The sequence below is a fragment of the Ensifer sp. VA4 genome (assembly GCF_055710065.1).
The window spans coordinates 289,455-309,365 of the sequence record NZ_JBVQPO010000004.1 but is presented as its reverse complement, the minus strand read 5'-3'; the positions used below and the strand labels follow the sequence as shown (position 1 = coordinate 309,365).

General features: G+C 63.3%; 20 protein-coding genes and 1 tRNA gene. 14 read left to right on the top strand and 7 right to left on the bottom strand.

All coding sequences use genetic code 11. The annotated features are described in order from the left end of the window. Positions 1-115: 115 nt before the first annotated feature. Genes AC0C6X_RS08645 through AC0C6X_RS08630 form a run of 4 tightly spaced genes read left to right on the top strand, consistent with a single transcriptional unit; the run spans position 116 to position 4,305 of the window. Positions 116-1,390, top strand: coding sequence for a COG4223 family protein (locus tag AC0C6X_RS08645; protein ID WP_472952571.1), 1,275 nt, complete (start codon positions 116-118; stop codon positions 1,388-1,390). An 11-nt stretch (positions 1,391-1,401) separates the two neighbouring features. Further along, positions 1,402-3,054 carry a heme biosynthesis HemY N-terminal domain-containing protein gene (locus tag AC0C6X_RS08640; RefSeq protein ID WP_472952570.1) on the top strand — a complete coding sequence of 551 codons (1,653 nt, stop codon included), beginning with the start codon at positions 1,402-1,404 and terminating at the stop codon, positions 3,052-3,054. A gap of 26 nt (positions 3,055-3,080) precedes the next feature. Then, positions 3,081-3,563 carry a tellurite resistance TerB family protein gene (locus AC0C6X_RS08635; RefSeq protein WP_472952569.1) on the top strand — a complete coding sequence of 161 codons (483 nt, stop codon included), beginning with the start codon at positions 3,081-3,083 and terminating at the stop codon, positions 3,561-3,563. Position 3,564: 1 nt separating this feature from the next. Then, on the top strand, positions 3,565-4,305 hold the full coding sequence (locus AC0C6X_RS08630) for a glutamine amidotransferase (RefSeq protein ID WP_472952568.1): 741 nt from the start codon (positions 3,565-3,567) through the stop codon (positions 4,303-4,305). Positions 4,306-4,333: 28 nt separating this feature from the next. Here the strand turns inward: AC0C6X_RS08630 and AC0C6X_RS08625 are convergent, their stop codons facing one another. Beyond that, positions 4,334-5,575: an MFS transporter gene (locus AC0C6X_RS08625; RefSeq protein ID WP_472952567.1), complete on the bottom strand. Its 1,242-nt coding sequence runs from the start codon at positions 5,573-5,575 to the stop codon at positions 4,334-4,336. A gap of 134 nt (positions 5,576-5,709) precedes the next feature. Between AC0C6X_RS08625 and AC0C6X_RS08620 the strand changes: the two genes are divergently transcribed. Both AC0C6X_RS08620 and AC0C6X_RS08615 read left to right on the top strand, forming a co-directional pair. After that, a complete protein-coding gene (locus tag AC0C6X_RS08620) occupies positions 5,710-6,003 on the top strand; it encodes a YggT family protein (RefSeq protein ID WP_113535285.1) in 294 nt (97 codons plus the stop codon). A 2-nt stretch (positions 6,004-6,005) separates the two neighbouring features. Further along, on the top strand, positions 6,006-6,323 hold the full coding sequence (locus tag AC0C6X_RS08615) for a DUF167 domain-containing protein (RefSeq protein ID WP_247959439.1): 318 nt from the start codon (positions 6,006-6,008) through the stop codon (positions 6,321-6,323). Positions 6,324-6,380: 57 nt separating this feature from the next. Here the strand turns inward: AC0C6X_RS08615 and ppa are convergent, their stop codons facing one another. Beyond that, complete coding sequence (gene ppa / locus AC0C6X_RS08610) at positions 6,381-6,914, bottom strand: inorganic diphosphatase (RefSeq protein ID WP_173517774.1); 534 nt, start codon at positions 6,912-6,914, stop codon at positions 6,381-6,383. A gap of 158 nt (positions 6,915-7,072) precedes the next feature. On the opposite strand from ppa, the gene AC0C6X_RS08605 reads away from it, so the two are divergent. Further along, entirely contained in the window at positions 7,073-7,672 is a 600-nt protein-coding gene (locus AC0C6X_RS08605; protein WP_472952565.1) for a hypothetical protein, read from the top strand. Between the two features lie 39 nt (positions 7,673-7,711). Here AC0C6X_RS08605 and AC0C6X_RS08600 read toward each other — a convergent pair whose 3' ends face one another. From AC0C6X_RS08600 to AC0C6X_RS08590, 3 genes are all read right to left on the bottom strand, one after another. Beyond that, positions 7,712-8,218: a GNAT family N-acetyltransferase gene (locus AC0C6X_RS08600; protein WP_173517776.1), complete on the bottom strand. Its 507-nt coding sequence runs from the start codon at positions 8,216-8,218 to the stop codon at positions 7,712-7,714. 326 nt (positions 8,219-8,544) lie between these two features. Beyond that, positions 8,545-10,371 (bottom strand): translational GTPase TypA, encoded by a 1,827-nt coding sequence (typA, locus tag AC0C6X_RS08595; RefSeq protein WP_173517777.1) that lies wholly within the window; start codon positions 10,369-10,371, stop codon positions 8,545-8,547. Positions 10,372-10,570: 199 nt separating this feature from the next. After that, positions 10,571-12,133: an alkaline phosphatase D family protein gene (locus AC0C6X_RS08590; RefSeq protein ID WP_173517778.1), complete on the bottom strand. Its 1,563-nt coding sequence runs from the start codon at positions 12,131-12,133 to the stop codon at positions 10,571-10,573. Between the two features lie 260 nt (positions 12,134-12,393). Here AC0C6X_RS08590 and AC0C6X_RS08585 point away from each other — a divergent pair, with 260 nt between their 5' ends. Continuing rightward, positions 12,394-13,704 (top strand): amidase, encoded by a 1,311-nt coding sequence (locus AC0C6X_RS08585; RefSeq protein WP_173517779.1) that lies wholly within the window; start codon positions 12,394-12,396, stop codon positions 13,702-13,704. 199 nt (positions 13,705-13,903) lie between these two features. Here AC0C6X_RS08585 and AC0C6X_RS08580 read toward each other — a convergent pair whose 3' ends face one another. Then, on the bottom strand, positions 13,904-14,065 hold the full coding sequence (locus AC0C6X_RS08580; RefSeq protein ID WP_173517780.1) for a hypothetical protein: 162 nt from the start codon (positions 14,063-14,065) through the stop codon (positions 13,904-13,906). A 404-nt stretch (positions 14,066-14,469) separates the two neighbouring features. Between AC0C6X_RS08580 and AC0C6X_RS08575 the strand changes: the two genes are divergently transcribed. The 4 genes from AC0C6X_RS08575 to AC0C6X_RS08560 all read left to right on the top strand — a co-directional run bounded on the left by AC0C6X_RS08575 (position 14,470) and on the right by AC0C6X_RS08560 (position 18,619). After that, positions 14,470-14,979, top strand: a complete 510-nt coding sequence (locus AC0C6X_RS08575; RefSeq protein ID WP_173518196.1) for a hypothetical protein — start codon at positions 14,470-14,472, stop codon at positions 14,977-14,979. A 161-nt stretch (positions 14,980-15,140) separates the two neighbouring features. Then, complete coding sequence (locus AC0C6X_RS08570; RefSeq protein ID WP_173517781.1) at positions 15,141-16,274, top strand: PspA/IM30 family protein; 1,134 nt, start codon at positions 15,141-15,143, stop codon at positions 16,272-16,274. 5 nt (positions 16,275-16,279) lie between these two features. Further along, the gene (locus tag AC0C6X_RS08565) at positions 16,280-16,909 is read left to right on the top strand and encodes an OB-fold-containig protein (protein ID WP_173517782.1); all 630 of its coding nucleotides are present in this window, start codon (positions 16,280-16,282) and stop codon (positions 16,907-16,909) included. Positions 16,910-16,942: 33 nt separating this feature from the next. Continuing rightward, entirely contained in the window at positions 16,943-18,619 is a 1,677-nt protein-coding gene (locus tag AC0C6X_RS08560) for a flotillin family protein (RefSeq protein WP_173517783.1), read from the top strand. A gap of 120 nt (positions 18,620-18,739) precedes the next feature. On the opposite strand, the gene AC0C6X_RS08555 is transcribed toward AC0C6X_RS08560, so the two are convergent. Further along, positions 18,740-18,829, bottom strand: a tRNA-Ser gene (locus AC0C6X_RS08555). Positions 18,830-19,120: 291 nt separating this feature from the next. Here AC0C6X_RS08555 and rplU point away from each other — a divergent pair. Together rplU and rpmA are read left to right on the top strand one after the other, a co-directional pair. Beyond that, positions 19,121-19,495, top strand: coding sequence for a 50S ribosomal protein L21 (gene rplU, locus AC0C6X_RS08550; protein WP_057254969.1), 375 nt, complete (start codon positions 19,121-19,123; stop codon positions 19,493-19,495). A 33-nt stretch (positions 19,496-19,528) separates the two neighbouring features. After that, entirely contained in the window at positions 19,529-19,798 is a 270-nt protein-coding gene (gene rpmA / locus AC0C6X_RS08545; protein ID WP_037470908.1) for a 50S ribosomal protein L27, read from the top strand. The last annotated feature ends 113 nt before the right edge of the window (positions 19,799-19,911 follow it).

The following is a 19,911-nucleotide window of genomic DNA, read 5'->3' as shown; positions in this document are numbered from 1 at the left end:
CCGCGCTAGTCCGACGCCGATTCGGTCAAAATCGGAACGGAGGGGCTTTCCCTCACCGGTCCGGCTGACTAGGTTTGAGAGAAGAGCCGACAGGCACCAACGGGAAGAGGTCACCATGGTATCGGAAAACCCGCCGCGCCGCTCGAAGTCCGAGAAGGAACCGCTGACGATCGACCTCGAAGCGGAAAAAACCGTTGCGGAATCGGAGGCCGAAGCCAGCCGCGAGACGGTGACGGACGTTGCAGCCGCAAGCTCGGCAAGCGACGCGGAGGCGGATGACACGGCAACGGACAGCAGCGACGACAGCGCCGCCGGATCGCGTCTGGAAGAAGAGATCGAGGAGCAGCGTGCCGATGCGGCCGCAGCCGTCTTCGCCGAAGAGCCGCCCCACGCGGCACATGAGCCGGAGCCGACGCTGCGGCAGAAACCGGTATCGAACTCTGGCGCGCTTGCGGCCGGCATCGTCGGCGGCCTCGTGACGCTGCTCGGCTTCGGCGGCCTGCAATATGCGGGCATCGTCCCCGGACTTGGCCCCGATCGTGGCGCTTCCGGCATCGAGCAGAACATCTCCGGTGAACTGCAGGCGCTGCGCGACCAGATCGCAGCACTCCCCAAGTCCGCAGCAGTCGTCGACAACACGGCGCTCGAAACCCGTATCGCCGCCCTGGAGCAGTCTGCCTCCCAACCCGGCACGAACGGGGCGCCCAGCGCCGAGGTCGAAACGCTGAAGGCGGAGATAGACACGCTCACCAAGGAGCTTGCAGGCCTGAAGACGGCGCTTGCCGATGCGCAACAGACGGCAACCGCCGAGAAGGCCGAACTCACGAACCGCATCGAATCCGCCGAGCAGAAGCTCAACGAGCCGGTCAACGACATCCAGATGGCCAAGGCGGTCGCGGTCACGGCGCTGAAGTCGGCAATCGATCGCGGTGGCCCCTTCCTTGCCGAACTCGATGCCCTGCGCAGCATCGCACCGGAAGAGCCGGCAGTCGCCGCTCTGGCTAAGGATGCCCAGGTCGGCGTGCCGACCCGCACCGATCTGCGCCGCGAATTCCCGAAAACCGCCGACGCCATGCTCGACGCCCTCAATCAGCCCGATCCGAATGAGGGCATCTTCGACCGGCTGGTGTCCAGCGCCATGTCCGGCATTCGCGTGCGCCCCGTCGGCAGTGTCGAGGGTGAAACGCCCGAAGCCGTCATCGCCCGCATCGAGGACAAGCTGAACAACGGCGATCTCAAGGGCGCCGCTCTGGAATGGGATGGCCTGCCGGATGCCGCCAAGCCGGCGGGCGAGACCTTCAAGGCCAAGCTCGACCAGCGTTTGCGTGTCGAAGCCGCGATCGATGCCGCCGTCGCCGCGACGATGGCAAAGCCAGGCACAGAGGGCTGAGGGTACCAGATATGATCCGCATTCTGATTTTCATCCTGATCGTGCTCGGTCTCGGCCTCGGCTTCGCGTGGCTCGCGGACCGACCGGGTGAACTTTCGCTGATCTGGCAGGGTCAGCTCATCGAGATGAGCCTGATGCGCGCTGCGTCACTCCTGATCTCGCTGATCGCCGCGGTGCTGATCGCCGTCTGGCTGATACGTACCATCTGGCTCTCGCCGCACACCGTCACCCGCTATTTCCGCGCCCGCAAGCGCGACCGTGGCTACCAGGCGCTTTCGACCGGCCTGATCGCCGCCGGCGCCGGCGATGCCAACCTCGCCCGCAAGATGACCGCCCGCACCCGCGGATTGATCAGCGCCGACCAGGAGCCGCTGATCCATCTGCTCGAAGCGCAGACCGCCCTCATCGAAGGCAAGTACGACGATGCGCGCCGCAAGTTCGAACTGATGGCCGACGATCCGGAGACCCGCGAGCTCGGGCTCCGTGGCCTCTATCTCGAAGCCAAGCGCCTCGGCGCGCACGAGGCCGCCCGGCAATATGCCGAACGCGCCGCCGAGAAGGCACCACATTTGCCCTGGGCAGCGCTCGCGACGCTCGACAGCCAGAGCCAGGCCGGACAGTGGGACGATGCTTTGCGTCTCCTCGACCAGAGCCGCGCGGCCCATGTGGTCGAGCGCAAGGAAGCCGACCGCAAGAAGGCGGTGCTTTTGACCGCTCGAGCGATGACCAGGCTCGATGGCGACGTGAAGGCGGCGCGAGACGATGCACTCGCCGCGCTGAAGCTCGACGAACATCTGGTGCCGGCGGCGCTGACCGCCGCCAAGGCACTGTTTCGCGAGGACAACCTGCGCAAGGGGGCCTCGATCCTCGAAAAGAACTGGAAGCACGAGCCGCATCCGGACGTGGCGCGGCTCTATGTGCGCGCCCGCGGCGGCGACACCGCCGTCGACCGCCTGAAACGGGCGCGCAAGCTCGAAGCCCTCAAGCCCAACAACGCCGTGGCCATGGCTGCCGTCGCCGAAGCCGCGCTCGAAGCGCGCGAACTGCTTCTCGCCCGTACCAAGGCGGAGGCCGCCGCCAGGCTCGACCCGACCGAGAGCATCTTCCTGCTGCTCGCCGATATCGAAGAGGCGGATACCGGCGACGAGGGCCGCATCCGCCACTGGATGGCGCAGGCGCTGCGCAGCCCGCGCGACCCGGCCTGGACGGCCGACGGCGTGACGTCACCGACCTGGCTGCCGGTCTCGCCGGTCAGCGGGCGGCTCGATGCGTTCGAATGGAAGGCGCCGCCGCATACGCTTTCGGCGACCGTCGACCACGAGCAATCGAATGCCGACGCGGCGATCCGCAGCCTGCCGCCGGTGGCGGTGGAGCCGCATGCGCATGAACCGGCACCCGCAGCCCGCCGTGGCGAAGCGCCCGTCATCCTCGAAGCCGAACAGGAGGAGGCAAGCCCGGAACCGCAGCCGATCAAGGTTACGGAGCGCAAGCCATCCGAGCCGATAGCCGACAAGGCTCCGGTCAAGAAGACGGAGAAGGAAGAGGTTACCAACGGCGAGCGTATACCCGATCCTTTCTTCGGCCGTCCGCCGGATGATCCCGGCGTGCGCGATCCGGCCGCCGGCGAGAGGGCGCCGGAAAAGACTGGTTTCCGACTGTTTTGAACTCGCATGGGGTTGTGGCGAAATATATGCTTGAACGCTTACGAACGTTTCTCGACGGCCTGACCGGCCCGGCGACGCGGATAGAGCATGGCGATCCGCGCGTGGCCGTCATCGCCCTCTGTTTCCAGGTGATGGAAGCCGATGGCCGGATCCTTGCGTCCGAACGGCGCAAGATGCGGTCAGTCATCAAGAAACACTACAAGCTCGACGATGCCTCGCTTGCCGCGCTGATCGAAGCGGGGGAGACTGCGGAAAGCGAGGCGATCGACTTCTACCAGTTCACCGCCGAGATCAAGCGCCACCTCTCGGAAGAACAGCGGATCGAACTCGTCGGCATGCTCTGGGATATCGTCTATGCCGACGGCGAGCGCAGCGAGATGGAAGACCACGTGATCTGGCGGATCGCCGATCTGCTCGGCGTCTCCGGTCGCGATCGGGTGCTGCAGCGACAGGTGGCTGCGGCGAGAAGCGACGCCGTCGAAGAAGCCGAGCCGCAACAGGAAAACTGAAATGCCGATGCCGGACACCAGCGCCCGAAAGCCGATCCTGATCATCCTGCATCAGGAGCGTTCGAGCGCCGGCCGTGTCGGCCAGATCCTGGAGCAGAAGGGCTTTCGGCTCGACATCCGTCGGCCGGCGCTCGGCGATGACCTGCCGCCGACACTGCAACATCATAGCGGCACGATCATTTTCGGCGGCCCGATGAGCGCCAATGACGAGGAAGAATTCGTTCGCCGCGAGATCGACTGGCTGTCCGTGCCGCTCAAGGAGAACAAGCCCTATCTCGGCATCTGCCTCGGCGCCCAGATGCTGGCGCGCAATCTCGGTGGCTCCGTGGCGCCGCATCATGAAGGCATGACCGAGATCGGCTGGTATCCGCTTATCGCGACCGAAGCCGGCAAGGCGCTGATGGACTGGCCGGCCATGGTCTACCATTTCCACCGCGAAGGTTTCGACCTGCCCGCCGGCGCCGAACTGCTGGCGACCGGCGATACCTATCCCAACCAGGCGTTCCGCTATGGCGACAATGCCTGGGGCATTCAGTTCCACGGCGAACTGACCCGCGCCATGATGCACCGATGGGTGGTGCACGGCGCCCACCGCTTCGAGATGCCGGGCGCCCAGGTGGGCAAGGCGCATCTCGACGGCCGCATGCAGCACGACGGGCCGCTGCGCACCTGGATGGAAAACTTCCTGGAACTGATCTTCCTGCGCGACGAGCGGCCGAAATCAAATTCGACAAAAGCTTAAGCGGCCTGACCCTTGCGTCGTGTGCCCGCTACTTGTGGTGATCGGGCACGTCCAGCGTGTCGATCCTGCGCAATTGCGGGAAACCGAGCGCCCAGAGCCCGGACACGAGCAACGTTCCTATGCCGCCGAAGACCACCGCGAAGACGGCGCCGAAGCCGGATGCCATCATGCCGGCGCGGAATTCGCCGAGCTCGTTGGACGCACCGATGAAGACCATGTTGACGGCGTTGACCCGGCCGCGCAGCTCGTCCGGCGTCCAGAGCATGATCAGGATCTCACGCACATAGACCGAGATCATGTCGGCAGCGCCCATGACGACGAGCGCGGCGATCGAGATCCAGGGCGTCGCCGAAAGACCGAAGACAACGGTGCCGAGGCCGAAGAGCGCCACCCCGGTGAACATGTAGAAGCCGGCGCGGTGGCGGATCGGGTGCGCCGCCAGCCAGACCGCCATGCTGACGGCACCGATGCCGGGAGCGGCGCGCAGGAGGCCGAGACCCCAGGGACCGAGATCGAGAATGTCGCGGGCAAAGACCGGCATCAGCGCGACCGCACCGCCGAGCAGCACGGCGAAGAGATCGAGCGATATCGCGCCGAGGACCACCTTCTCCGCCTTGATATAGCGGAAACCTGCGGTGATCGTCTCCCAGCTCTGGGCCGCGGCTTGCGTGCGCGCTGCCGGTTTCGGGATCGCGAAAACCATCAGCGCCGAGGCCAGAAAGAAGCAGACGCCGACGGCATAGGGCGCAACGGCGCCGAGCGCATAGATCAGGCCGCCGGCAACCGGACCGACGATCATCGCCGTTTGCCAGGACGTGGAATTCCAGGCAATCGCATTGGGCAGATCTTCGGGCGGCACGAGGTTGGGCGCCAGCGACTGCGACGCGGGCGCCAGGAAGGCGCGTTCGATGCCGAAGACGATCAGGACCGCATAGACCGGCCAAGGTGAAAACAAGCCGGATATGGTCAGCAACAGCAATGCCGTCGCGCAGAGCGTGCTGACGACCATGCAGATCCCCATGATCATGCGCCGGTTGTAGCGGTCCGCAGCTGCGCCGGTAACGAGGATCAGCACCAGGGACGGCAGAAACTGGAAGAGGCCGATCAGGCCGAGATCGAAGGGATCGCGGGTGAGATCATAGATCTGCCAACCGACGGCGACCGAGATGATCTGGATGGCGAAATAAGCCAGGAACCGCGAGAAGAAATAACGGCGATAGCCGACATGCCGAAAGGCGGCAAAACGATGCGAGGCATGAACGGCGGACATGCGGAAGAGACTCCTGCTGAGGGTCGGTTATCACGCGTTCTCACGTTAAACATGATCGCGCCCGATAAACCGGCGTACTTGCTCGTTTAGGTCTCAATGTCTACATGTCTGTCAATAACGATTTGGAGACCGGCATGCTTGCTGTTATCGGCACCTTGAACTTCATCATCAACATCGCGTGGTTTCTGGTCATCGCGTCGGCCATCTTTTCCTGGCTCTACGCGTTCAACGTCATCAACGTGAACAATCAGGCGATCAACATGATCGGCCGCTCGCTCTACCAGCTGACCGAGCCGCTCTATCGCCCGATCCGCCGTGTGCTGCCCGACATGGGCGGCGTGGACCTGTCGCCCCTGGTGGTGCTGGTGATCCTCTATTTCATCCAGCTCTTCCTGAACACGACGATCGCACAGGCGCTGCTTGGCTGACGATGGCCAACCCGGCCTTCACCGCGCATGGCGACCACGTTCGCCTGACGGTACGCTTGACGCCGAACGGCGGTCGCGATGCCATTGATGGCCTGGAAGCGGCCGCCGACGGAGAAGAACATCTGAAAGTGCGCGTCAGCGCGGTTCCGGAGAAAGGCAAGGCCAACCAGGCGCTGATTGCCCTTCTCGCGAAGAAGCTCGGCCTTGCCAAGAGCAAGCTCTCCCTCATTTCAGGCGATACGCAGCGTAAAAAAATCCTCCGGATCGATGGCGACCCGGAGGACATATTCAGACGACTTGCAGAACTTGTCGGTCGGTAGCGCAGTTCCAGGAAAACTCTGAAGCGGTCTTCCGTCCGGAACTGCGCCGCTCGAAGCTTACTTGGCGCCCTTGGCGCGCTCGACGGCTTCCTTGATCAGCTGCCTGGCGGTGGAAGCATCCTTCCAGCCGAAGATCTTCACCCACTTGCCGGGCTCCAGATCCTTGTAGTGCTCGAAGAAATGCTCGATCTGCTTGAGCGTGATTTCCGGCAGGTCGGTGTATTCGACAACCTTGTCGTAACGCTTGGTCAGGTGCGACGACGGCACGGCGATGATCTTTTCATCCTGGCCGGAATTGTCTTCCATCATCATCACGCCGATCGGGCGGACGTTGATGACGCAGCCGGGAACCAGCGGACGGGTGTTGCAGATCAGAACGTCGATCGGGTCGCCGTCGTCCGAGAGCGTATGCGGCACGAAGCCGTAATTGCCCGGATAGGTCATCGGCGTGTAGAGGAAGCGGTCGACGACCAGCGTGCCGGCTTCCTTGTCCATCTCGTACTTGATCGGATGGCCGCCGACGGGAACTTCAACGATGACGTTGACATCTTCTGGTGGATTCTTTCCGATGGAAATCGCGTCGATGCGCATGGACTACTCCAGGGTCGGTTGAGAAGTGTGCCCGTCGGATAAAGGGAAACATGCCGCGATGCAACATAACTTTCGTCCGTAGCGCAGATTCAACCGCTCGTTTTGTCTTCGCGAAACGTCTTGCAAGAGCGCCCAAATCTCGTTCGAGGGAGATGACGATGAACGGAAAGGTTGCAGCCGTGGCGCTGGTCTTGTTGTCCGCCGGATCAGTGATGGCCAATGAGAGCGTCTACATCGACATCGGCCGCGACAAGTGCAAGACGATCGCGGAAGAGGAAGGCATGTATGTGCTGATGACCTGCCCCGGGCACGCCGATTACCCTGTTCGGTTCAAGGAAGCCGACATCCGCCAGAGCGTCTCCTTCGGCCACCTGAACCAGCGCTATGCTGACGATGCCTTCGAGAGCTTCATCCCGTTCAACCATACCGGCACGACGGTGGAGTGGCGGATTGCCAGGGGCGGCACCCCGGTCGCGACGATCTTGCGCTGGTTTATCGAGAACACGGACGCCTCGGGCGCCTCGGTCCCCGCGCTTCAGGGCCAGGTCCTCGTCGTCTCCAAGGTCGCGCAGAAGGATGACGGCAAGGGTTGTGTCGCCGACTATGTCGATGCGCTTGCCAATCCCGATCCGAACGCCCTTGCCCGCAAGATCGCCGACGAAGTGGCGCCGACCTTCCGCTGCGGCATCGACAAGGCCAGCTATCACGGCACGCGCGGCGACAAGGCGGCCGAGCCCAACAATCAGCTGCCGGAATAAGCCCTCGATTTCAGGGGGTTGTCCGCAGGGCGGAGCGGATCAGTTCCAGACGAAGCCGACCTTCTTCAGGTGCTTGTCGCCGAAGTCTTCCATGCCTTCGGCGATATCGGTGCCGCCGGCGCCCTGGAAAAACTGGTAGGCGTGTTCGCTGTCCTCGAGGCACCAGACGACGAGGCCGCGGCAACCGAGCGAACGCAACAGGCTCTTGGCTTCGCCGAAGAGGATGCGTCCGAGACCAATGCCCTGATATTCCGGCCTGAGATAGATCTCGTAGATCTCGCCTTCCTGCGGCAGCGCCTTGGCGCGGCTGAGGCCGAGCGTTGCATAGCCGGCAATGGTTCCGGCAACGTCAACGACGAGCAGCGTCGCCGGCCCGCGCGTCGCTTTGCGCCACCACACTTCATCGCGGCGGTTGACCATCTGAACCAGTGGACGATGGGGAATGAGACCGCCATAGGCCTGCAACCACGAAACGCGGTGCACGTCGGCAATCGCCGCCGCTTCCTGCGGCTCTCCAGGCCGGACCTCGATCGAAACAGTCTTCATGACTCGCGACTCTAAACGCACACAGGGCGAACAGGAATCCCGCCCGGTTGCCGGCCAGCGTTAACCCACAGGCAACTTTAACGGCTCCCTGTGGAAGGTTAACGCCTTTTTAACTTTATCCGCAAGTCGCCCATCCGTGGCACACACAGCAAAAAACCCCGGATCGCTCCGGGGTTTCATAGTCGACGAAGTCGCAGCATGGGACTGCCCCTCACCCTGGCCCTGTCCCCGCAAGCGGGGAGAGGGGACTTGAGCGAGCGCGGCATTTCCCTTCTCCCCGTCTGCGGGGAGAAGGTGCCGGCAGGCGGATGAGGGGCATTCTTCCTTTACGCAGCGCCGGCGGTGCGGGCCTTTTCGAAGCGCTTGCGCTCGTTCGGGTCGAGATGCAGCTTGCGCAGGCGGATCGACTTCGGCGTCACTTCGACGAGTTCATCGTCCTGGATCCAGGAGAGCGCGCGCTCGAGCGTCATGCGGATCGGCGGCGTCAGGCGAACGGCTTCGTCCTTGCCGGCGGCGCGCATGTTGGTGAGCTTCTTGCCCTTCAGCACGTTCACTTCCAGATCATTGTCGCGGGTGTGGATGCCGATGATCATGCCGGCATAGACCTTCTCGCCGGCGTCGATGATCATCGGGCCGCGGTCTTCCAGGTTGAACATCGCGTAGGCAACCGATTCGCCGGCGTCGTTCGACAGGAGAACGCCGTTCACGCGGCCGCCGATCTCACCCTTGTAAGGCTGGTAGTCGTGGAACAGGCGGTTCATGATCGCCGTGCCGCGGGTGTCGGTCAGAAGTTCCGACTGGTAGCCGATGAGGCCGCGGGTCGGCGCGAAGAACACCAGGCGGACGCGGTTACCGCCGGACGGACGCAGCTCGACCATTTCGGCCTTGCGCTCCGACATCTTCTGCACGACGACGCCGGAATGCTCTTCGTCGACGTCGATGACCACTTCTTCGATCGGCTCGAGCAGCTGGCCGTTGTCGTCCTTGTGCATGACGACGCGCGGACGCGACACGGCCAGTTCGAAGCCTTCGCGGCGCATGGTCTCGATCAGGACCGCGAGCTGCAATTCGCCGCGGCCGGAGACGAAGAACGAATCCTTCTCGGACGATTCTTCGATCTTCAGCGCGACGTTGCCTTCCGCTTCCTTGAACAGGCGGTCACGGATGACGCGGCTCGTGACCTTGTCGCCTTCGGTGCCGGCAAGCGGACTATCGTTGACGATGAAGGACATGGTGACGGTCGGCGGGTCGATCGGCTGGGCGGTCAGTGCTTCGGTGACCGACGGGTCGCAGAAGGTATCGGCGACGGTGCCCTTGGTGAGGCCGGCAATCGCGACGATGTCGCCTGCCTGGGCCTCTTCGATCGGCTGACGCTCGATGCCGCGGAAGGCAAGAATCTTCGAGATACGGCCGGATTCGAGCAGCTTGCCGTCCTGACCGAGGACCTTGACGGCCTGGTTCGGCTTGACCGAGCCCGAGTGAACGCGGCCGGTGATGATGCGGCCGAGGAAGGGGTTGGCTTCGAGGATCGTTCCGATCATGCGGAACGGGCCGTCGGCAACCGTCGGCTCCGGCACGTGCTTCAGGACGAGATCGAGTAGCGGCGCCATGCCCTGGTCCTTCGGACCTTCGGGAGCGACGTTCATCCAGCCATCGCGACCCGAACCGTAGAGGATCGGGAAGTCGAGCTGCTCGTCGGAGGCGTCGAGATTGGCGAAGAGGTCGAAGACCTCGTTGATGACTTCCTCGTGGCGGCCGTCCGGACGGTCGATCTTGTTGATCGCGACAATCGGCTTCAGGCCGACCTTCAGCGCCTTGCCGACGACGAACTTCGTCTGCGGCATCGGGCCTTCGGAAGCGTCGACGAGAACGATGGCGCCGTCCACCATCGACAGGATGCGCTCGACTTCACCGCCGAAGTCGGCGTGGCCGGGGGTGTCGACGATGTTGATGCGGGTTCCCTTCCATTCGACCGAAGTCGCCTTGGCAAGAATGGTGATACCGCGCTCTTTTTCGAGGTCGTTCGAGTCCATGACGCGTTCGGCAACGCGCTGGTTTTCGCGGAACGAGCCCGACTGCTTCAGGAGCTCGTCAACAAGGGTCGTTTTCCCATGGTCGACGTGCGCGATAATCGCGATGTTACGAATGCTCATTTTTCGTCTCGGAGGTTCAGGGCAAGCCCCGATGGGCCACGCCGCTTTTTCAATGGTCGCGCTCATACAGGTTTTTTTGCGATTGCGAAAGGGGGCGCGCGCACGAGCGCCGCGTTCAAATGCCGGTAGGCCATGGGTTTGCACCCGCCGGGGGTCTCGCAAACAGGGTTTGGGAAGTGGCCGACCCGGACCAGATTCGTCATGCAATCGCGGCCGGATCGAGCGTCACCCGCCAGAGTTCCTGGTCCTGCCGGTCCATCAAACGGACCGTCATCTGCTCCGTCTGGCCGTTGATATCGACGATGCCGAAGAACTGCAGACCGGCCGATGGCGGCAGGTTGCTGTCGATGCCGCCGCCGGACGCCTTGATGAAGCGGACCTCCGGCCCGAAGGTCATGTCGAGTTCCTTCGGCCCATAGGTGCCGGAATGAAGCGGCCCCGACACGAACTCCCAGAAGGGCGTGAAGTCCTTGAAGGCAGCGCGTTCGGGATCGTAGCGATGCGCGGCGGTGTAGTGCACGTCCGCCGTCAGCCAGACGAGGTTGTTGATGCCATTGTCGCGGATGAAGGTGAGGAGATCGGCGAATTCGCGCTCACGTCCCTGAGGCGCACCATTGTCGCCATTGGCGATCGCGTCCGAACCGCGCCTGTTGGCATAATCGTCCCAGACGACGAGTCCAACAGGCATGTCGCAGGCGATCACCTTCCAGACCGCGCGCGAGGCGGCAAGTTCGCGCTTCAGCCAGTCCGCCTGCCGCCAGCCGAACAGCGCGCCGCCGCCCTCGCCCTGGTTGGCGCCGCGATAGGACCTGAGATCGACGAAGAACACGTCGAGCAGCGGCCCGTAACCGACCTTGCGGAAGATGCGTCCGGGCTGCGTCGCCGGCGTGCGGATCGGCGTCATTTCGTTGAACGCCCGCGCCGCCCGCTCGGCATAGACGGCGACATCCTTTTCCGGATAGCGCGGATCGTCGCGAAGATCGGTCGAGGCCGACCAGTTGTTCAGGACCTCATGGTCATCCCACTGATAGAAGGTGGGGCAGACGGCATTCAGCTGCCGGACATGCTCGTCGAGCAGGTTGTATTTCCATTGGCCGCGATATTCTTCCAGCGTGCGCGCCACGTCGCGCTTCTCATGCGTGACCACCCGGTTCTTCCAGACGCCGCCATCGCGAAGCGGGACCTCGTCGGGGATGGGATTGTCGGCATAGATCGTATCGCCGGAATGAATGAAGAAATCCGGCTCGTGCAGCCGCATGGTCGAATAAGTCTTCATACCGATATCGTCGATGCCCCAGCCCTGGCCCGCGGTATCGCCGGACCAGACAAACCGGACCGAGCGCTTGCGCAAAGGGGCGGTGCGAAACTGGCCGACCACCGGCTCGGAGACACGATTGACATCATAAAGATCGGTGGCGGTGAAACGGTAGAAGATATCCTGGTCCGGCAGCAGCCCGTCGAGCGAACACTTGACCGCGCAATCGGTTTGGGGCGTCGCCGTGAGATCGGCAAGCCGAACCGAATTGGCGAAGCTCTCGGTCGTCGAATATTCGACCGACACGCGCGACGGTCGATCCACTCGTGTCCAGATCATGCCGGAGGATGTATCGACATCGCCCGATTGCACGCCGTGAATGAACTCCGGTCGGCCGTAGCCTCTGGCATAGAAGGGTGTTGCAAGGCCGGATGAGGCGACGAACCCCGCGGCACCGGCGGAAAGCAGGAAAGAACGCCGGGAAAGCGTCTTGAGGATATCGGCCAAACAGACCTCCGATTCGGCAGCGCGACCGCGCGTGCCGGACCTTTGGTCATGCCGATGTCAGCGACGTAACAGCCGCATGAAACTATTTGAACGATTTGGCGACAGTTCGGTGAAGGTCGAGACCATCTCATCGGCATCGCAGCAATGGCTTTCGCCGCCAATGCTGCTATCAAAGAAGAACGCCTGACCGCACTGCGAATCCGGGCAACGATCCCGCCTCACGCCGCCGCGCCGCGACACCAAATCGACAGGTCATCATCGTGTCTCACTTCGCCAACGCTCCCGCCCGCGACCGCCTGGAACAGATCCTGAGCCGGCTCAACGATCGCCGGCGCGAAGAAAAAGCCTTCGTACGCCTCTGTGCGGAAAATGCCCGCGCGGAAGCCGATGCCTCCGACCGACGCCGACGGGACGGCGCGAGCCTTGGTCCGCTCGACGGCAAGATCGTTTCGATCAAGGACCTGTTCGACATTGCGGGCGAACCGACGCTTGCCGGCTCCATCATCCGCCGCAATGCGGTCCCGGCCGAGAAAGATGCCCTCGTCGTCCAGCGACTGCGCGCTGCCGGTGCCGTGATCATCGGCAAGACCCACATGACCGAGTTCGCCTTCACCGCGGTCGGCCTCAATCCGCACTACCCGGTGCCCGGCAACGCCACCAACGAGAGCCTCATCCCCGGCGGCTCATCTTCCGGCGCCGGGGTTTCGGCTGCCGAAGGCACCTGCGACATCGCCATCGGTTCCGACACCGGCGGCTCCATACGCATCCCTGCGGCACTGAACGGCATCGTCGGCTTCAAGCCGACCGCCAGCCGCATCCCGCTCGCCGGCGCCTTTCCGCTGTCGCCCGTCCTCGATTCGCTCGGGCCGCTTGCGCGAACGGTTGCCGATTGCGCGATGGCTGACGCCGTGATCGCCGGCGAGCAACCGAAACCGCCCGTCGCCCGCCCGATTGCAGGGCTTCGCATCGGCCTTCCCCGGGGAAGGCTGCTCGAAGACCTCTCGCCCGAAATCGCCGATGCTTTCTCGGCAAGCCTCGACCGGTTGGCCAAGGCCGGCGCCGAAATCGTCGACTTCACGCTAGAGGACCTGATCGAGAAGCTCGGCGAAGCAACCAGGATCGGCTCGATCGCCGGCATGGAGGCAAGCCGCATCCATGCCGGCTGGCTGAATGACGCCGCGGCCCCCGTCGACGACAGGGTCAAGCTCCCGCTTCGGCGCCGTCTCACCGTACCCGATGCGGCCATCGCCGCCTTGCTGGAAACGCGGCGCGGGCTCGCCGCCGCAATGGACGAGCGGCTTTCGCCCTACGATCTCATCGCGCTGCCGACGACGCCGATCGCCGCCGTGCCGATCGCAAGCGTCGAAGCGGACCGGGCGGAATACAACCGCGTGGAGGATCTGTTGCTGCGCAATTGCCAGATCGCCAACCAGTTCGACCTGAACGCCATCACGCTGCCGATGCCGGGCCTCTTGCGCCCGGCCGGCATGATGCTGGTGGGGCAGAATGGAACGGATGCGGCCGTGCTGACGGCCGCGCTTTCGGTGGAGGCGCTGCTGCGGAATAACTGACGTGGCAGGCGATCGCTATGCAACGGCGCCCCGGCCTGTGAGCAGCCTGGCTTGGCCGGTGGCCTGAGCCAGCGCATCCGTTAGCAAGGGGGGCTTACCCAAGCGGACCCCTACAACCCCTTATCCGCTGTGGTCAATGCGAGCCCACCGAAGCACGCCTACGCCGCTTGGCGCTGACGCTTCCGGATGCGTCACCGCTTCAGTGCATCGTCTCGCCGGAGATCTCGTCGCGCAGAATTCGGAACGCGTCTTCAAGCGCGGCAACCAGGGCATCGGTGAGTTCGTCGCCGTCGTTGTTGGCGAGATAGAGGGCGACCATCGAATCGGATGGGTCGCGGTAATGTTCGATATCCTTTGACATATCATTGTCCTTCATTCGCCGTGTCACATCCCGGCCATTGAGGTGACGATAGGCGAAGGGACTTGCGTAAAGCTGGATGCATGACGTCAAGGCGTCGAGCGAACATACCGATCGGATATCGCGCCGCAGCACCGCTTCGATCCCGGTTCTATCGGCAATGGTCCGCAAAGGACAGAGGATAGTGGGCTATTTCGCTCGCGCCGGGCGATCGACCACGCTAGAGCATGTCGCGCAGAAGCGCGGAGCGCGGCGGAGGCTTGGACGAGATCAGCTCGGCTCAGGCACGCTGCTTGATCCGCGCCGCTGCGCCAGAAACGCGAAAGCGCCCCTTCGCCTTATTTACACGGCTGCGGAGACGGGACGTTTCCGCTGAAACGGCCTGGACGAACGACGCGGGAATGAGCATGTCGAAGAAAACCAAGCGCGACGAAACCGGTGACATGCAGCGCCTGAAGCTCGATTTCCCTGAGATCCATGCGGACCTGCTCTCCGGCCGCATCCCGTCGCTGCGCAAGGCGCTCGTCGCGGCCGGGCTCAAGGACGAGCGCACCCGTCTCGACAAGCTCAAGAATTCCTGGACCAAGGCAAGCCCCGCCGAACGCGAGGCTTTCCTGAACTGGCTGAGCAGCAACGACGCCGTGAAACTGGCCACGACACCGGTTGAAATCGATCCGCCACGCGCAGCGCACCAGCCCTCCGCCATCGCCAGCGGCCGCTACCTGCTTCCCGAAGCGATCGCCGAAATCCGCACCGTCATGAACCGCCGCCGGATGCGCGCGAACGACATCATGGCCGAGATGGGTTTCGCAGGCGACGACATGTCCCTCACCCACGCCTTGTCCAAGGGCGCAAGCCTGCGGCTGTCGGTGATTGCGGCGCTGGAGATTTGGTTGCGGGACAACAAGGGGGATTGATTTCGCCGGGCGATTTTCGCGCTTCCGATGTCACCCGCCTCTGCTGGTTCCGTCCCGCTTTGCAAGCGCTGAAACCGTAGTCGCGTTCAACGTAAGAAAATTGCAACCTAAAACTGAGCTGATCCTTGAAAGCACAAAAGCGGTGCTTTATGTAATTGTTTATGGCTCAGAGCAACCACACGTCGATCTTGTGTTACGATCTCGCGCCTGACGAGGAGGCCAGGCACGCTCTGGAGGAAACCTTCGTTGCTTACGCCAACATGCTGGCAATGCTCAATGAACTCGCTGGTCAAAAGGCGGGGGCCAATCTCGTAACGCTGCACGAGCTTGCTTACGAAACAGTCCGGGAGCGCACGGGGCTTCCGGCGCGGATGGTCACGCTGGGCCTGCGCGATTTCGCGGCGAACCGGGGACAGGTGGCCAGCGCCGACAGGCTGCCTCTGGACGACAAGCTTTTTACGCTCAAGGGCCCGTCGGACCTGACCGTTGCCACCGTGCGCGGTCGCGTCGCGATCCCATACGATGTCGCCGGCTATTCGCCCGGCACCTTGAATATCTTCGCCGCCCAGCTCGCTGCACAAAACGGCGGCTACCAGATCCACATCGGCGTCACCACGCATTCCGACCGAACGGAGAAGAAAACGATGACGAATGAAGGCATCCTCTCCCGCATGGGCCGCTTGATCGCAGGCCTCGCCAATGCCGCCATCGACAAGGCGGAAGGCAGCAACAAGATCGTGATCGTCGAACAGGCGCTCCGCGAAATCGACGCGGCCGCCGAAGAGGCTCGGGTCGATATCGGCCAGGCGCGCGCCGAGGAATATCGCATCCTCAGCCGCCGCGACGAAATCGGCGCCGATCTCGAGAAACTGGACGAAAAAATCCGGACCGCGATCTCCGCCGCCCGCGAGGACCTTGCCAAGGCCGGTGTCGCGCGCCAGATCGATCTGGAATCGCAACTTGCCGCGCTGGACAAGGCTCTGGCCGGCGCCCGCACCGATCTCGAAGAGGGCCAGCAGGCGCTGCAGGCGGTGCTTGCCACCCGCCGCGAAGCCGAAGCGCGGCTTGCCGATCTCAAGCGCAGCATCGCCCAGTTCCCCGAGAGCAAAGCGCCCGGCCTGGCAAAAGCGAGCCCCGTGGAAGGTGCCGCCCGTGCCGCCGCCGCCGTCTCCCGCGCAACGGGCGTTCCGGGCGGAGAACACAGCAACAGTGCCGTACTGGACGAGCTCGACCGCCTGCATCGCGACAGGGCCATCGAGGCGCGCTTGGCTGAGTTCAAGGCAAAGCAGCACTGACGCCCATGCAGTTCTTCCTCGCTCCAGAATCCCTGCCATTCGCGATTGCAGCGGTGATGCTGACCGCCTTCACCGGCATAGAGATCCTCTGCCTGCTGCTCGGTTTTTCGCTGGGCGAGGCGATCGACAAGGCCTGGCTGGACGACCACAACGCGCTGGGCGGCCTGATGTCCTGGTTCAATGTCGGTGGCGTGCCGCTGCTTGTTCTGCTGATGCTTTTCCTCGGCCTCTTCGCTATGACCGGTTTTGTCATTCAGGCGGTGGCAGGAGCCTTGTGGGTGCCGTTGCCGGCGCTTGCAGCAGCCCTGCCGGCGCTTGCGCTCTCGTTCCCCGCCGTCCGCACGTCGAGCCGGTGGGTGGCGAAGATCGTCCCGCGTGACGAAAGCTATGTCGTCGATCTCGGCGATTTCGTCGGCCGCAGCGGCGAAGTCACGGTCGGTCCGCTGGACCAGGGCCTGCCGGGACGCATCCGCCTGAAGGATCGCCACGGCAACTGGCATGTGCTGCGCGCACGGGCCGCCCGTAACGAGCAACCGATCGCCATCGGCGCACAGGTCCTCGTCGTCGATCGCGTTTCCGACATTTTCATTGCGATATCCGCGCCGTCAGACCTTTTGACGCCGCCCAATCCTTAATTCTCCCCGATCCTTCATCCTCACGGAGCAACCATGTTTTACGAACTCTTGGTGCCGGCCGGCATCGGCATTGTCCTGATCCTCGGCATCGGCTTTGTTCTTGCATCGCTCTATACCCGCTCGAGCCGCGACGAAGCCTATGTGCGCACCGGCCTCGGCGGCCAGAAGGTGGTCCTCGACGGAGGCTCCATCGTGCTTCCGATCTTCCACTCGATCGCCCGCGTCAACCTGAAGACGCTTCGCCTCGAGGTTCGCCGCGGCGAGGGCGACGCGCTGATCACCAAGGATCGTATGCGCGTGGATATCGGCGCGGAATTCTATGTCCGCGTGAAGCCCGATGCCTCCTCGATCGCGCTTGCGGCCCAGACGCTTGGCGACCGCACCAATGATGCGGAGCAGTTGCGCGTGCTGATCGAGGCGAAGTTCGTCGACGGTCTGCGCTCCGTCGCCGCCACCATGAGCCTCGACGCGCTGCAGGAACAGCGCATGGATTTCGTCAAGGCGGTGCAGGAGGCGGTCGGTGCCGACCTGCAATCGAACGGTCTCGAACTCGAATCCGTTTCGCTCACCCGTCTCGACCAGACGGATATCAAGCATTTCAATGCCAACAACTTCTTCGACGCCCATGGTCTTGCGGCGCTGACCCGCATCACCGAGGGCCGCAAGAAAGAGCGCAACGAGATCGTGCGCGACACCGAAGTCGCCATCGCTCAGAAAGACCTGGAAGCCCGTCAGCAATCGCTGACCATCGAGCGCACCAAGCGCGAGGCGGAACTGAACCAGGAACGCGACATCGCCAACAAATCGGCCGCCACGCGCGCCGAAACCGCGCAGCAGGAACAGGCGGCCAAGCGCGCCGAGGAAGAGGCCCGCATCGCCGCCGAACAGGCGATCGCTGAACGCGAAGCGCTCGCCAAGCAAGCGCGTGAAAGCGCCAACATCGATGCCACCCGCGCCGTGCAGCAGCGCGACACGGAAGCCAAGCGCGACCTGCAGATCGTTTCCCAGGAAAGCGCCATTGCCGTCGCCAACAAGAGCCGAGAGGAATCGGAAGCCAAGGCCAAGGCTGAAACCGCCCGTGCGCTGGCGATTGCCGCGGAAGAAAAGGTAGAAACCGCAAAGGCCGTGGAAATCGCCGAACGTGAACGCCAGATCGCCGTCATCGACGCGCGCAAGAATGCCGAAACTGAAGCAACGGCCGTGACCGTCGGCGCCGAAGCCGAAAAGCAGGCGGCCCTCGACCAGGCCGATGCGATCAAGACGCTTGCCACCGCCGAGGCCGACGCCGCGATCATCAAGGCCAAGGGCGTGCTCGAAACCGGCAAGGCCGCAGCGGAAAGCGAAGCGCTGCTCAACGAAGCCCGCAACAAGCTGAGTTCTGCGATCATCGAGTTCGAAATCCTGCGCGAACGCATCCGCATCATTCCCGAAGCGCTGGCCGAGGCGGTCAAGCCGATCGAGAAGATCTCCGACATCCGCATCTTCGACACCGGCGGCCTGCTGGGACGCGGAGCCAGCGGCGAAGGCACCACCAACGGAATCGGACTCGGCGACGGCCTGGCGGGTCAATTGCTCGCCTACCAGGCCAATAAACCGGTGCTCGATCAACTCTTGAAGGAAGCCGGCTTCAACGGCGAAAACGCCATTTCGTCGCTCCTCGGCGACCTGCAGGCCGCTCCAACGCCCGCGGAGAAATCACCGAAGAAGTGATGCAGGACGGATCCGATCCTTGGCCTTGCGAGGGGCCGGGGATCAAACGTCGTGCAAGACCGCCCCCCCAAAGTGGGGCTGCCCCGTGACATCATACTGTGGCGAGATAAAAGAAGAGTCTGGCGGAGAGGGGGGGATTCGAACCCCCGATAGGCTTGCACCTATGCCGCATTTCGAGTGCGGTGCATTCAACCACTCTGCCACCTCTCCGCATAACTGGTTGGCGCTCGGTGAGCGCGGTCGGGTTCATAGCGGCAGATTCGGGTGCTGGCAAGTGCCTGTTTGAAGAATATGTAACGGCCCTGTTGCTTTCGCCTTGACACACACGCGCGATTCCCGTAATCCGCGCAATGAAGTGGTGTGGCCTGGCTGCTCCGCATCGGGTGTGATTTGCGCCCTTTCACTGGTGGAAACCTATAAGTCTCCACTTTACCTGTCGACTGACAAAAAGACGGCCTTGTCCTTGGGCAAAGAGCCGGATCGAACATGAAAGGATAAAGAATGTTCGCAGTCATCAAGACCGGCGGTAAGCAGTACCGCGTGGCCGCCAACGACGTCCTCACCATCGAAAAGCTGGAAGGCGTTGCAGGCGACAAGATCGAATTCACCGAGATCCTGATGGTCGGCGTCGGCGCCGATGCAACCATCGGTGCTCCGTTTGTCGAAGGCGCCGTTGTCAGCGCTGAAGTTGTGGAACAGGGCCGCGCCAAGAAGGTCATCGCCTTCAAGAAGCGTCGCCGCCAGAACTCCAAGCGCTCGCGCGGTCACCGCCAGCACCAGACGACCGTCCGCATCCTGGACATCGCTGCTGCCGGTGGCAAGGCGAAGAAGGCTTCGAAGAAGACCGAAGCTGCCGCCGAAGCCGCTGCAAACTGAGTTCCTGGATCTAAGGTTTAAAGGAGAACACCAATGGCACACAAAAAAGCTGGCGGTTCGTCGCGTAACGGTCGCGATTCTGAGTCCAAGCGCCTTGGCGTGAAGAAGTTCGGCGGCGAAAACGTCGTTGCAGGCAACATCATCGTGCGCCAGCGCGGCACGAAGTGGCATCCGGGCGCCAATGTCGGCCTCGGTAAGGACCACACGATTTTTGCACTTACGGCCGGCAACGTGGACTTCCGTACGAAGGCCAATGGCCGCGTGTACGTGTCTGTAATGCCGAAAGCCGAAGCAGCGGAATAAGCCGGTAGCGCTCTAAAACAGCCGGCGTCTCATCGACCCGGCTGACGCACCTGATGGTTCCAGGCCAGACTTGAAAAGGGGAGATGGGGCAAGACCCAACTCCCCTTTTTCGT